Origin of the sequence: Streptomyces sp. NPDC017095 (assembly GCF_044332325.1) — a bacterium.
GTDB lineage: Bacteria > Actinomycetota > Actinomycetes > Streptomycetales > Streptomycetaceae > Streptomyces.
Genome location: NZ_JBIROU010000001.1, coordinates 199066 through 212914, shown reverse-complemented (window position 1 = coordinate 212914; position 13849 = coordinate 199066). Strand labels below are relative to the sequence as shown.

The following is a 13849-nucleotide window of genomic DNA, read 5'->3' as shown; positions in this document are numbered from 1 at the left end:
TGTCCTACGACGCGTCCAGCACCGAACCCGTCAGCTCCAGCCCGCCGGCCTGCGGTTCGCCGGTGCCCAGGTCGGTCTGCCGGAACCGCACCGACTCCGTGGCCTCCCGGACCCGGTCCTTGACCGTGGGCACGGTGATGTCCGCGCTGGTGCGGCCGGCCGGGATGTCCGCCCACAGGTAGAGCCCGGACAGCTTGGACAGGGCACGCTCGGGATCGGGCTTCTCCCCGGTCATGTCCTTCAGCCAGCCGGCCGGCACGTCCTTGGTGGACAGCTCCGGAGCGGTGGCCGGCGCGACCTCGAACAGGGCGCCGAGGTCGACGTCCACCGGCTCCGACAGCGACAGGCGCCAGGTGAGCGTCTTCCCCTCGGTCACCTTGCCGGCCACGGGCGTGACGGTCATCGTGGGCGCCGGGTCGTCGTCGTGCACGGTGACCCCGCCCCGGTAGGAGCCGACCCGCGCGCCCCGGACCGCCTTGACCAGCACGTCGTGCGACACGTCGGTGCCGTAGCGGGTGTTGCCCGTCACCTGGACCGGCACGTCGATGTCCTGGCCGCCCGGACGCACCGTCACCAGCCGGTCCGTGGTCCGCCCGGTCGCCGGGTCCAGGACGTACACCCGGACCCGGCCGCTGCCGCCCCGGCCCGTCACCTGCACCGGGACCCGGTAGGTGCGCGTGCCCGAGTCGCCCTCGTCCACGGTCGTCCGGCCGACGTCCACCCGCGGCAGCGCCTCCGCGCGCACCGCGGGCGTCCCGGGCCGCCAGCCCCAGGCGTCCATGAGCCAGGCCCGCCCGGACGCCGAACGCGACGTCAGTTCCATGGACTTGACCGAACCCAGCTTCAGTCCGGCGCGGCCGGCCGGCGACAGCGGCACCCGGACCTCCCGGGCCCAGTAGGAGGCGGTCCGCTCACTGCCGGGCAGTCCGTCCAGCGTGATCCGGCCCAGCCTGGCCTTCTTGCCGGAGGTGTCGGTCAGGGACACGTCGAACCGCGCGCCCCGCGTGTTCGGCGGCACGAACATCCGCAGCGCCAGCGCCGAGGAACCCGTCAGCGACACCGGTTCGCGCGGGGTCACCCGGACCGGAGCGCCGGTGCGCGTCCAGCGCAGTGCGACCGCGCGCCGGCCGGTCTCCCGCTCGGTCTCCCACTGCGCGAAGTGCGGCGAGGTGCCCTTGGTGTCCGGCCCCAGGCAGCTCTTGGCCGGGCTCGGGTCGACCGCGGCGCACAGCCTGCCGCCGGTCACCGACACCGCGCCGTCCGGCAGGAAGCCGGCGCCCCGGCGGGCGCCCACCGCGTGGCTCAGCACCCGCGCCGGATCCGCGGACGGTGCCCGCTTGCCGGAACCGTCCAGCAGCGGCCGCACCCGGTCGTCGCCGGCCAGGAACAGCCGCGCGGCGGCGGCGATGTAGGTGGCTCCGGCCCGGTGCTGCTGGTTGGCGGTCAGCCGGGTCGCGGCCCGCTTGCCGCACACCGGGTCGGGGTGGTGCGGGTCGTCGGAGAAGTCGTCCTCGGCGGGGGCCGCGGCCTGGCCCGGCGTCCACTCCGAGTTGAAGAAGTTGTGGTCGGCGCCGATCACGTACACCGCGCTGTGCAGCGCGGTGCCCTTGCCGACCCCGCGGGTGCCGTCGACGTACACCTCGCCCTGGAGGTCGGAGACATCGCCGTCACAGCCCGGCAGGACGGACACCGACGGCACGTCCGGCACCGGGTTCTGGCCGAAGACGGTGGGGCCGATGAGGACGGTGCCCTTGATCGTCCAGCGCACCGGGCCGTGGTAGCCGTCCTGGTCGGCGGGGGGCGGGGCCAGGCTGTCCAGCGCGGCCCGGTTGACGCCCTCGCCGCCCCGGGAGTGCCCGACCAGCAGCACCTTCGACAGATCGGCGCGCGGTGCCTCGCGGACCACCTTCGGCGCGGTCTCGGGGTGGGCGGCCCAGCCGGCCCAGCGGGCCAGGTGCAGCCGCACCAGTGACGACCGGGCCTGTGCGCCGCCGTCCTCGGCCGCGTAGTCCTGGCCGTTGACGCCGTTCGCGGAGACCGACACCGTGACATAGCCCTGGGAGGCGAGCAGCCGCTGGTCCCGCAGATAGCCGCGGTGGCTGGGCACCGGCTTGCTGCCGGCCGCGCAGGGCCAGTCGCCGGTGATGTCCGCTCCCTTGTAACAGGTGTAGTGGCGGCCGTGCAGGAACAGCGCCAGCGGGCGCCTGCCGGTCGCGCCGACCGGCGCGACGACCACCGCGCGCATCTCCACCGGCGCCGGCAGACCCGGCAGGCGCACCGACTTCAGCGCGTACTCGCCGGTCCTGGTGCGGTAGGCGCCGGGCTTGCCCGGGTCCACGCCGTTCGCCGGCAGCGGGGCCGGCGGCCGGGCCGCCGGCGCGGTGTCCTGCGTCTGGCGCGCGTCCAACCGCCGCCCGCCGGACCAGACTTGCAGATCACGCAGCCGCTTCGCCCCGGGGCCGTCCAGCGGCAGCCGGAAGGTGTGCCCGTCGGCGCTCGGCCGCGGCACGCCCAACAGCCGTCCGCCGGAACGGAATTCGACCCGTGCGTCACCCATCGGCACCGCCCGGCCCGACCGCCACACCAGGTGCGGTGCCGAACCGTCACCGGCCAGCCGCCAGCCCGGCGGCAACGGCGGGTCGTCCGCCAAGGTGCCTGATCCCGCGGCTGGCCGGGAATCGGCGACAGCCACTCCCGGGGATGCCCCCGCCACCGCGAGCAACGCGGCGGCGGCCACCCATATGCGCCGGGCACGGACCACTGTTCCTCCTCGAACCCCGTCCCTCGGACGTCCCGGCGGTACCGGGCGTCCCTCGCTCCCGGAGGATGGAAAGCGAAGGCTGTGGGTTGCCTGTGCACGGCAGGTGATGTGTCACACCGTCGTGCGGGCGGCGATCAGGTCCAGGCCCGGTACGGCTCGTCCAGCAACTGGAAGACCGGTTCGCCGCGCACCGGGTCCTGGGCGGTGGACAGCCGCACCCGGTCGCCGCTGTGGATCCCGACCGGCGGGCCCATCACCCGGCCGCGGACGACGAATCCCTCGGCCATCTCGATCAGCGACACATTGCGCGCCGCCGGGGTGTTGCGGTGCACCACGGTGGAGTGGCGGACCGTGCCGACGCCCTCACTGCGTTCCGTGCGCAGCTCGCTGCCCTGGCACACCGGGCACAGCAGCCGGTGGTACGTCGCGGTGCCGCACCAGGTGCAGCGCTGGAAGAGGAGGGCGTCCCGCGAGTCCGTGGCGGTGGGTTCGAGAACACCCGTCGCGGACCCGGCCGCCGGCTGCGAGGCGCTTGCTGAGTGGTGGTACACGCTGGTCAACTCCCTGCACTCGGCCGGAATCCCGCATGCCCGTGGGGGGCCGGGCACACGTGTGCGCGGTTGCCGTGCCACCGTGCACGCCGACAGGTTATGGCACTGAGTGTCACGCGTAAAGGCACTCCGTACCCCGAAATCAGGCCGATGCGCCGGGTCAGGAGCGGTCCAGCACCGACTCCAGCTCCCGCACCACCCGCCACAGCGGGGCGTCCCGGCGGGAGACCAGCACCACCACGTCCTCGTCCCGGCCCGCCGCGCCGGAGCCGTCCGGTCCGGCCCAGACGGCGGCCGCCGGGGCGTCCGCCGTCCGCGCGTAGGTCCGCTGCACATGGTCCAGCGCGTGGTCCACGGCCGCGCCCGGATCACCCGCGCCGTCCGCACGCAGCCAGGAGCGCAGCGCGTTGTTGTGCGCGGCGACCACCGCGGCCGCGATCACGTCGGCGCGCAGCGTCCCGTCGGGCCGGCCCGCGAACCGGTCGCGCAGGTACGCGGCGAGCGCGCGCTCGTAGCGCCGCACCACCGACAGTTCGTGGGCGCGCAGCCCCGGCACCCGGCGGGTGATGCGGTAGCGCTGCACGGAGAAGGCCGGGTTCTCGGCGTACATCCGCAGCACCAGCCGGGCCGCGTCGCACACCCGGCGCACCGGCTCGTGCTCCGGGCCGCTCGCCGCGAGGAACGCGGTCATCTCGGCCAGACAGCCCTCGTGATCGGGGAAGACCACGTCCTCCTTGGAGGGGAAGTAACGGAAGAACGAACGCCGGCCGACCCCGGCCAGGGCCACGATGTCGTCCACGGTGGTCTGCTCGTACCCGCGGTCCAGGAAGAGCCGGAAGGCCGCCGCCACCAGGGCGTCCCGGATCGGCGGCCGGGCGGCCGGCGCCGTGCTGCTGGAGCTCATGGACGAGGAACGTAGCACCCGGACCCGTCGCCTGGCACTCGGTGCAGCGCGAAGGGTGTCACGGGGGAACCGAGTGCTGTCCGGCCGCGCCCGCCGGGCGTACCCGGGGTGGACGAAGGGCGCCGTAACCTGCGGCGTAACCTTTCTGCACCGTCTCTGCACCGTCGCCGGAGCACTCCGCTGCCGGACCACTTCCCGAGGAGCCCGCATGCCCGACGCCCGTCCCCGCCTGCTGTACGTCACCGACCTGGCGTACCGGGCCCGCGGGCGCCGCTACGGCGACGAGGACGTCCACCTGGCCTCCCGGCTGCGCGACCGCTTCGACCTGGTCCTGTGTCATCCGGCGGACGCGGTGGCCCTGATGGACGCCTTCGACGCCGTCGTCGTACGCAACAGCGGGCCCGTCCTCGGCTATCAGAAGGAGTACGACGCCTTCCGCGCCCGCGCGCTCGCCACCGGCGCCCGCGTGTACAACCCGCTCACCGGGAAGGCGGACATGGCCGGCAAGCAGTACCTGCTCGACCTGACCGCCGCCGGCTGCCCCGTGATCCCGACCGTCGGCCGCGTCGAGGACGCGCACCTGCTGCCGGCCGCCGAGCGCTATGTGGTCAAGCCGAAGCAGGGCGCGGACTCCCTCGGCCTGCGGATCGTCCCGGCCGGCCGGCTCGCCGGCTTCGCCGCCGGCGACGTCCTGGTCCAGCCCCGCGTCGACTTCGCCTACGAGGTGTCCTTCTACTTCGTCGACGACGACTTCCAGTACGCCCTGTACGCCCCCGACCCCGTCCGCCGCTGGGAGCTGAAGCCGTACGCGGCCACCGCCGCCGACCTGGAGTTCGCCCGCCGCTTCATCGACTGGAACGCCCTCGGCTACGGCATCCAGCGCGTCGACGCCTGCCGCGCCCCCGACGGCAGCCTCCTGCTGGTCGAACTGGAGGACCTGAACCCCTACCTGTCCCTGGACGCGCTGCCGGAGGACACCAGAGACGCTTTCGTCGCCGCGTTCACGGCATCCCTGAGCCGATTCGCAGAGGGAGCCCCCGCCCCGACCGGCCCGTGACCGGCAGCCGGCCGCCGAGACGGTCCCGGCGATGGCCGCTCGGTCCGGCCGGCCCGTGATCTGCCGGCCGGCTCCCGCCGTACCGGTCGGACGGCCGGACGCGGGGGCCGACGCGGGTTCGGTGCGGATTCGGTGCGGCCGGGGCGGGGATGACTGCCGTGACCGTCCCGGCGGCGTCCGCTCGGCCGGGCGGGGCCGTGATCCGCGGTCGGCCTCAGCCGTGGCCGTCGGACGCGGGACGCGGGAGCGGCGGGGGCTCGGTGTCGCCTGGGCGGGCCCGGCGTGGACGGTGCCGCTGTGACCGTCCCGGCGGCGCCCGCTCGGCCGGGCCGGGTCGTGATCCGCGGTCGATCTCAGCCGTGGCCGTCGGACGCCGGGCGCGGCAGCGAGCGGGGCCCGGTGTCGCCTTGGCGGGGGTGTTCGGCGCGGTCGGCGCTGCCGTGAGCGTCCCGGCTATGGCCGCTCGGTCCGGCCGGACCGTGATCCGCCGGCCGGCTTCCGCCGTGCCGGTCGGACCGCCGGGCGCGGGAGTCGGCAGAGGGCCGGTGTCGCCTTGGCGGGCGGGACCGGCGCGGTGCGCGCCGCCGTGACCGTCCCGGCGATGGCCGCTCGGCCTGGCCCGACTGTGATCCGTCGGCCGGCCACCGGCCTGGCCCTGGCACCGCGGGACGCGGGGGCTGGCGCTGGTCCGGTGTCGCCTTGGCGGGGGTGTTCGGCGCGGTCGGCGCTGCCGTGAGCGTCCCGGCGATGGCCGCTCGGTCCGGCCGGACCGTGATCCGCTGGCCGGCTTCCGCCGTGCCGGTCGGACCGCCGGGCGCGGGAGTCGGCAGAGGGCCGGTGTCGCCTTGGCGGGCAGGACTGGCGCGGTCGGCGCCGCCGTGACCGTCCCGGCGATGGCCGCTCGGCCGGGCCGGACCGTGATCCGCCGGCCGGCTTCCGCCGTGCCGGTCGGACCGCGGGCGCGGGAGCGGGCAGAGGGGTCCGGTGCCGCCTTGGCGGGCGGGACCGACGCGGACGGCACTGCCGTGACCGTTCCGGGGACGATTCGCGGGCGGAAGGCGGGGCACACCGAAGCGGGACGGACAGTGCATCGGCCGGCGCGGGCCGGGCGGCGGCGGACGGGAGCGGACCGCATGACGGAGCAGAGCGGCACACGGCATACGGACGGTACGGAGGGCGGTGCCGTGGACGGCGCGGGGCACGAGCCGGACGCGGACGGTCCTTCCAAGCGCCCGGACCCGGACCTGGACGGCTTCTTCGACCGGCTGGACCCGGACATGTGCGTGGTCACCGCCGTGGCGGGCGGCGAGCGCGCCGGCTGTCTGGTCGGCTTCGCCTCCCAGTGCTCCATCCGGCCGCCCCGGTTCGTCGTCTGGCTGTCCAAGGCCAACCGCACCTACCGGGTCGCCGGGGCCGCGCAGCACCTCACCGTCCATCTGCTCACCCGCGACCAGCGGGACCTCGCGGAACTCTTCGGCGGCGAGACCGGCGACGAGACCGACAAGTTCGCGCGGACCGGCTGGCGGGAGGGACACGCCGGCGCCGCCGTGCTGGACGGCGTGGCGGCCTGGTTCGTCGGCACCGTCCTGGACCGCGTCGACGGCGGCGACCACGTCGGCCATGTGCTCGACCCGGTCGAGTGGGGCGAGGGCCGGGACGGACCGCTGCTGCGGCTCTCCGCCGCCGCCACCATCGAGGCGGGCCACCCGGCGGACTGAGCGGCCGGCCGGGTCCGGTCTCCTCGGCTCCGGCACCGCTCATCTCACATCCGACATACCGTCAAATGCCGTAACCAGTAAGAGGGTTCGGCGTCACCTGCCGTTTTCATACGCGCCATCCCCGGTCAACCCGCCATTTTGTCGAAGAGGGGAGGGGGCTGCTCGACCAGCAAGATCATTTACCTTCGGTCCGCACCTGGCTAGCGTCCTTCGCAATCACTGATCCGTGCAGCTCGGGGGCTTGTGGCACGGGGTCCCGGAGCGCGAAGGAGAGAGTCAGGCATGGCTTTGAACGCACAGGGCTTCGCGATCATCGATACACCGGAACTGGACGAGTACACCCTCTCCCAGTTCGAGAACCTCCCGCTCGACCCGTACACCGGCTCGGAACAGCGCTACCGCCGCTTCTCGCAGTTCCGGCTGGTCCACGACGGCGAGTGGAAGCTGGAACTCCTGCCGCACCGTCACTTCGCCCAGCCCCGCCAGTACAACGACCTGGTCGGCGGCCGGCTGCGCACCCTGGAACCGCTGACGACGGACCCCACGCCGCTGATCGCGGCCGGAGCCGAGGCCCTGGACCTGGACAAGGGCACCGTCTGGCAGCTGAACGTGCACCAGTGCCGGGTCGTGTCCACCCCGGAGGTGGAGGGAGTGGCGGCGCCCGAGGGCCCGCACCGCGACGGCCACCACTACGGCATCGTCGCCGTGACCCGGCGGCACAACATATCCGGCGGCGAAACGCAGTTGATGCCGCTCGGCGGTGGTGAGCCGTTCTTCACCACCACCCTCCAGGACGGCCAGGCGATCTGTTTCGACGACCGGTCGATGTTCCATCACGTGACCGACATCGAGCACCTCAGCGAGGAGGGCGGCTACCGCGACGTGTGGCTGGTCGCGGTGAACCCGTGGGAGCACCGGCGCTACGGCGAGGAGTACGAGGCCGAGGTCCTCGCCAGCAACAGTGAGGCGTGAGCCCCGTGACCCACACCGTTCTCGACAGCCTGCCCGCCGCCGACTCGGGCACGGCCGCCGTCTATGACCGCATCGGCGTAGGCTACTCCACCGTCCGCCGCCCCGACCCGCGCTGGGCCGCGCTGATCCGCGAGTCCCTGCAAGACGCGCGTACGGTCCTGAACCTGGGAGCCGGTTCAGGCGCGTACGAGCCGGAGGGTCTCCAGGTGATCGCCGTCGAACCCTCACTGGAGATGCGCGCCCAGCGGCCCGCGGGCAGTGCCCCCTGCTTGGCGGGCCGCGCCGAGGACCTGCCCTTCGACGACCGGACCTTCGACGCGGCCATGGCCGTGCTGACCGTCCACCACTGGTCGGACCTGGAGGCCGGGATCGCGGAACTCCTCCGTGTGGCCGACCGGTTCGCCGTCGTCACCTACGACATGGACGTCCAGGCCGACTACTGGTTCACCCGGGACTACGTACCGGAGATCGCCGACGCCGAGCGGTCCCGGGTCCCGTCCCTGGAGCGGATCACCACGCTGCTCGGACCCTGCGAGGTCGCCGAACTGCCCGTCTGGCACGACTTCACGGACGGTTTCATGACCGCCTTCTGGCGCCGGCCGGCGGCCTACCTGGAGCCGGCCGTCCGGCGGGCCTGCTCGGCGTTCGCGCTGACCGATCCGGCGGCCGTCGAGCGCGGCGTGGCCCGGCTGCGCGCCGACCTCGACTCGGGTGCGTGGCACCGCCGTTACGCCGACCTGCTGGAGCGCGACCACATCGACGCCGGGTTCCGGCTGCTGACGGGGACCTCGCGGCACGCCGCGGCCGGGACGGAGGCCGCGTCGTGAGCCGCCTCGCACAGGACCCCCGGACCGCCGCGGACTGGGACTACGACCGGCTGGTCGACATCGCGGGCCGGCACGGCACTCCGGTGCAGGTGCTGGACGCCGGGCGGCTCGACCGCGCGGCCCGCGAACTGCTCGCGGCACTGGACTCGTTGAGCAGGCCCACGCGGGTCTACTACTCGGTGAAAACCAACTACCTGCCCTATCTGTGCCGGCGGCTCGCCGGTCACGGCATGGGCGCCGACGTGGTCTCCGGCTACGAGCTGGCCGCCGCGCTGGCCGCCGGATTCCCGCCGGAGGCCATCGTGTTCAACGGCCCGGTGAAGACCGAGGAAGAGCTGGCGACGGCCGTACGGCACGGAGTGCGGGTCAACATCGACGGCGAGCAGGAGATCGAGACGCTGGAGCGGCTGGCCGCGGCCGCCGGGCGGAGGATCGAGGTCGGCATCCGGATCTCCCCGGGGCTGCCGCTGTCGACGTCGCCGGACCCGTCGTACCGGGCACTGGCCGAACGGGCGGCCCGCCGCAACCGCTTCGGCTGGCCGGCCGGGTCCGCGCAGCTCGCCGGTCTCGTCGAGCGGATCACGGCCTGCCCGCACCTGTCGCTGACCGCGGTGCACGCCCACCTCAGCAGCCAGATCGTGCACCAGGAGCTGCTGGTGGCCGCGCTGGAGCCGATCCTGCGGGAGGCCGCGGCTCTGCACCGCACGGTCGGGCTGCGCGAGGTCAACATCGGCGGCGGCTTCGGGGTCCCGGGCATCCGCCGCCCCCGCACCGGCCCGCTCACGGCACTGTGGGGTCAGCAGGGCGGCACCCCGCCGCCGGACCCGGAGCCGGTCCTGGACGTGCCCGCGCTGCTGGCCGACGTGGACAAGCGGCTGCGGGAGGCGGGCCTGGCCGACGTCGACCTGGCCTGCGAGCCGGGGCGCTGGCTGGTCTCCGATGCGATGGCCCTGGTGACCCGGGTGATGTCGCGCAAGGAACTGCCGGACGCCCGCTGGCTGATCCTGGACGGCGGCAACAACGTCGCCCCCTGGACGGGCAGCGGCGAGGTGCACCGCCTGGTGCCGCTCGGCCGTGCCTACGCGCCGACGACCGCCGCGTGGTCGGTGGCCGGACCGCTGTGCTACGAGAACGACATCCACGCCGCCTCCGTCGACCTGCCCGAGGACATACGGGCCGGCGACCTGCTGTGCCTGCACGACACGGGCGCCTACTCGCTCGGCCGGAGCAACAACTTCATCCGGACCAGGTCCGCCGTGGTCGCGCTCGACGGCGACCGGGAGGAACTGGTCTGGCGGGCGGAGACGGGAGCCGACGTGTTCCGGCTGGCCGACCCGGGCGCCCGGCCGTCCGAGTCGTCGTGATGTTCAGGAGTTACGCCGAGCTGCTGAGGCTCCCCGGCGCGAGTGCGGCGGCGGTGCCCGCCGCGCTCGCGCGCCTGGCCGGCACGATGGTGCCGCTCGCCCTGCTGCTGGCCCTGGTCCAGTCGGACCGCTCCGTGGCGGTGGCGGGCGGTGCCGGAGCGGTGTACGCCCTCGGCAGCGCCGTGGGCGGACCGTTCATCGGCCGGCTGATGGACCGGCGCGGGCCGGCACCCGTGCTGCGGATCACCGGGCCGGTGGCCGGCGGGCTGCTGGTCGCCGCCGCGCTCGGGGCGTCCCGCGCGCCCACCGGCGTCCTGTTCGCCGTGGCCTGCTGCGCGGGCCTGGTCACGGCTCCGGTGGGTGCGTCGGCGCGGGCGATGTGGCAGGACCTCACCGACGACGAGAACCTGCGCAAGCGGGCCTACGCGTTCGAGTCGACCCTCAGCGAACTGCTGTTCGTGCTGGGCCCGTCGGTGGTCAGCGCGCTCGGCTGGCTCCTCGGGGCCCGCACCGCGCTGCCGGTCACCGCCGTGCTGCTCGCGGCGGGAGCGGTGGGCTACGGGCAGGCGGGCATCGTGCGCCGCCGCGCGCCCGTGCCCCGCCGCCCGGCGGCCCGCGGCACCCGGCGCGGTGCCGCCGCGCTGTCGGTGCTCGCCGCGATCGCCCTCACCGCGGCCCTGTCCAGCGCACTGGCGGTGGCCGTCACGGCGATGCTGCGCGCTCAGGGGTCCGCCCCCGAACTGGCCGGATCGCTGGTCGCCCTGCAGTCCGCGGGCAGCGTCGTGGGCGGTCTGCGCTACGGCGCCCGGACCCGTGGCGGCAGCACCTTCCGCCGGTACGTACGGCTCCTGGTGGTCCTGACCCTCGCGCTGGCCGTGCTGCCGTCGGCCGCCCTGGCCCACCGCGCGGGCCTGCCCACGGTCTGGACGCTCCTCCTGCTGGGCGCCCTGCTGGCGCTGAGCGGGCTGCCCATGGCCCCCACCGGCGCCGAGGAGTTCCAGCTCATCGGCGACCTGACGGCGCGGCACCGGATGACGGAGGCGTTCGCCGGTGTGGGCAGTTTCATCGCCGTGGGCGGCGCGCTGGGCTCTGCGCTCACCGGTGCGGTCGCCGACAGCGCCGGCCCGGTCACGGCCCTCGGCCTGCCCGCCGCGTGTACCTGTGCCGCGCTGCTCCTCACCCTGGCGGTCCGGCGGCCGATCGCCGAGGCCGTCGCCGCGGCCCGCGAAGAAGACCGCGTCCGATGCGCGACGCCCGAATCCGAAAGGCACACCCATGAGCACTGAACCCGGTGTCCTCGCCGTCGTCGAGAGCCAGTTGTCGAACTTCGGCCTGACCCCGCTGCGGGCAGCCCACGAACTGGGCTTCCACACCGTCCTGGTGAGCAACGACCCGGACCGCTACCGCGTGGTCAGCCTGGCCGAGGAGGTGTACGCCAAGCACCTCGACGAGGTCGTCACCGCGGACACCAACTCCGTCGACGCGGTCGTCGCCGCGCTCGCCCCGTTCCACGCCGCGGGCCGGCTGCGCGGGGTGATGACCGTCACCGACTACAACATCCCGATCGTCGCCGAGGTCGCCGCCCGCTTCGGTCTGCCCGGACTGTCCCCCGAGGCGGCCCGGAACTGCCGGGACAAGCTGCTGATGCGCGACGCGTGCCGGGCGGCCGGTGTCGCGGTGCCGGACTACCGCCAGGCCACCGGAGAGGCCGACGCGCTGGCCGCGGCCGACCGCTTCGGCTACCCGTGCGTGGTCAAGCCGATGACGGAGTCCGCGAGCATCGGGGTCACCCTGTGCCGCACCCCCGCCGAGGTGGTCGCGGCCTACCGCGACCTGACCGCGAGCCCCACCGACTTCCGCGGCCAGCCGCGCCGTCCCGGCGTCCTGGTCGAGGAGTACCTGATCGGCTTCGAGGTCAGCGTGGAGTCGGTCCTCGTGGACGGCGAACGGCACATCCTCGGCGTCACCGACAAGGCACTCGGCCCCCATCCCCACTTCGTGGAGATGGGCGACACCTTCCCCTCGATGCTGTCCGAACCGGTCCGCCGGAGCTGCGCCGACCTGGCCCGGCGCGCCCTGGACGCGGTCGGCCACGACTTCGGGGCCGCCCACGCCGAGGTGAAGGTGACCGCCGAGGGACCGCGGATCGTGGAGGTCAACGGGCGCATGCCCGGCGCCGAGATCACCCAGCTGATACGCGAGGCGACGGGCGTCTACCTGCAGCGGGAGGTCGTCCGGCTGCACGCCGGGCAGACCGCCGACCTCACCCGCACGCGCGACCGCGCCGCCGCCTCCCGCTATCTGGCCGCGCACCGCACCGGCATCCTCGCCCGCGTCGAGGGCGTGGACCTGGCGCGGCGCGTCCCGGGCGTGGCGGACGTGGACCTGGAGGTCCGCCCCGGGGACCGGGTGCGGCCCGCCGAGAGCAACCTGGACCTGCTCGGGTACGTCGTCGCCGTGGGCGACACCACCGGCGACGCGGTCCGCCGCGCCGAGTCCGCGCTCGGCCAGCTCGCCCCGGTCTTCGCCGCCGACGAGGACGAGCAGTGACAGCCGCCCCGGCCGAGGGCACCGCCGCGTGGGACGTGGCCGTGCACCGGGACCTGGCGGACGTCGGCACGGAACGCTGGGACGCGCTGTTCGGACCGCGGGGCTTCTACGCGACGTCCCCGTGGCTCCGGCACGCGCAGGCGACCGCGGCCACCCCTCCGTACTACTTCACGGCCCTGCGGGACGGCGAGCCGTCGGCGGCTCTGCCCGCCTACCCGCTGGAGGCGGACACCCCGTACGTCTTCTGCGCCCCCGGACGGGTCGTCGCCTCGATCCACGAGCGGCTGACCGGGCAGACCGCCGACTGGCCCGGCGCGCTCATGCCCGCGCTGGCCTGCGGCGGCCGCAACCCCTCGCACACCAAGGCCGGGGTGCGGGCCGGCCTGCCGCCCGAGGAGCAGCACGCGGCGGTCAGCCGGCTCGTCGCGACGGCGGAGGACGAGGCGTGGCGGGCCGGCCTGGAGGCGGTCTCGTTCCTGTACGTCGACGAGGACGACACCCTGCTGCGCCGGGTGCTGGAGTCCAGGCGGTACACCGTCCTGCCCGGGCAGACGGCCTACTCCCTGGAGGTGCCGGCCGACGGGGACTTCGGCACGTACCTCGCCCGGTTCCCGTCGCGGCACCGGGTGAAGATCCGCAAGGAGGTCCGGGTGCTGGCGGAGGCGGGCGTCACCTACCGGACCCAGCCGCTCACCGGGGAACTCATCGAGCGGATCGCTCCGTTGGAGACGGCCCTGTACGCGAAACACGGGACGCCCGCGGACGCGGCGGCCTTCCTCGCGGTCCTGCGCAGCGTGGCCGCCCACGCCGGTGCGGCGGCCCGGGTCACCACCGCCCACCTGGACGGTGAGCTGGCCGGTTTCGTGCTGACCTTCACCCACGGCGGGCAGCTGTACGCCCGCCAGGGCGGCTTCGACTACGCGGCGAAGGGGCGGCTGCCGCTGTACTTCGGTCTCGTCTATTACGAACTGCTGCGGCTGGCCATGGCCGAGGGCCTGACGCACATCCACTACTCCACCGGCTCGGACGCGGTGAAGCTGTCCCGGGGCTGCACCCCGGTACGGCAGTTCGCCTACGTCAAGGCACGCCGGGAGGACCTCACGCGACGGCTGGCCGAGCTGGCCGTCTGACGACTCTCCGGGCCG

11 protein-coding genes are annotated in these 13849 nt (G+C 74.5%); 8 read left to right on the top strand and 3 right to left on the bottom strand.

Annotation, left to right across the window (positions count from 1 at the left end; translation table 11 throughout):
* Positions 1–4: 4 nt before the first annotated feature.
* The 3 genes from ACH4OA_RS00875 to ACH4OA_RS00865 form a co-directional block, all read right to left on the bottom strand.
* Positions 5–2761, bottom strand: a complete 2757-nt coding sequence (locus tag ACH4OA_RS00875) for a hypothetical protein (protein WP_397966946.1) — start codon at positions 2759–2761, stop codon at positions 5–7.
* A 134-nt stretch (positions 2762–2895) separates the two neighbouring features.
* Complete coding sequence (locus tag ACH4OA_RS00870; RefSeq protein ID WP_397934937.1) at positions 2896–3312, bottom strand: Zn-ribbon domain-containing OB-fold protein; 417 nt, start codon at positions 3310–3312, stop codon at positions 2896–2898.
* A 160-nt stretch (positions 3313–3472) separates the two neighbouring features.
* Positions 3473–4216 (bottom strand): TetR family transcriptional regulator, encoded by a 744-nt coding sequence (locus ACH4OA_RS00865; RefSeq protein ID WP_397966943.1) that lies wholly within the window; start codon positions 4214–4216, stop codon positions 3473–3475.
* A 208-nt stretch (positions 4217–4424) separates the two neighbouring features.
* Between ACH4OA_RS00865 and ACH4OA_RS00860 the strand changes: the two genes are divergently transcribed.
* From ACH4OA_RS00860 to ACH4OA_RS00825, 8 genes are all read left to right on the top strand, one after another.
* The gene (locus ACH4OA_RS00860) at positions 4425–5273 is read left to right on the top strand and encodes a hypothetical protein (protein WP_397966942.1); all 849 of its coding nucleotides are present in this window, start codon (positions 4425–4427) and stop codon (positions 5271–5273) included.
* A 1277-nt stretch (positions 5274–6550) separates the two neighbouring features.
* A complete protein-coding gene (locus ACH4OA_RS00855; RefSeq protein WP_365877503.1) occupies positions 6551–6991 on the top strand; it encodes a flavin reductase family protein in 441 nt (146 codons plus the stop codon).
* A 282-nt stretch (positions 6992–7273) separates the two neighbouring features.
* On the top strand, positions 7274–7963 hold the full coding sequence (locus ACH4OA_RS00850) for a 2OG-Fe dioxygenase family protein (protein WP_397966941.1): 690 nt from the start codon (positions 7274–7276) through the stop codon (positions 7961–7963).
* Between the two features lie 5 nt (positions 7964–7968).
* Positions 7969–8790, top strand: a complete 822-nt coding sequence (locus ACH4OA_RS00845; RefSeq protein WP_397966939.1) for a class I SAM-dependent methyltransferase — start codon at positions 7969–7971, stop codon at positions 8788–8790.
* Complete coding sequence (locus ACH4OA_RS00840) at positions 8787–10154, top strand: diaminopimelate decarboxylase family protein (RefSeq protein WP_397945461.1); 1368 nt, start codon at positions 8787–8789, stop codon at positions 10152–10154. Before ACH4OA_RS00845 ends, ACH4OA_RS00840 begins: the two co-directional genes overlap by 4 nt.
* Entirely contained in the window at positions 10154–11440 is a 1287-nt protein-coding gene (locus ACH4OA_RS00835; RefSeq protein WP_397966937.1) for an MFS transporter, read from the top strand. Before ACH4OA_RS00840 ends, ACH4OA_RS00835 begins: the two co-directional genes overlap by 1 nt.
* Positions 11430–12704 (top strand): ATP-grasp domain-containing protein, encoded by a 1275-nt coding sequence (locus tag ACH4OA_RS00830; protein ID WP_397966934.1) that lies wholly within the window; start codon positions 11430–11432, stop codon positions 12702–12704. Before ACH4OA_RS00835 ends, ACH4OA_RS00830 begins: the two co-directional genes overlap by 11 nt.
* The gene (locus ACH4OA_RS00825; protein WP_397966932.1) at positions 12701–13834 is read left to right on the top strand and encodes a GNAT family N-acetyltransferase; all 1134 of its coding nucleotides are present in this window, start codon (positions 12701–12703) and stop codon (positions 13832–13834) included. The genes ACH4OA_RS00830 and ACH4OA_RS00825 overlap by 4 nt, the downstream gene beginning before the upstream one ends.
* Positions 13835–13849: the final 15 nt, after the last annotated feature.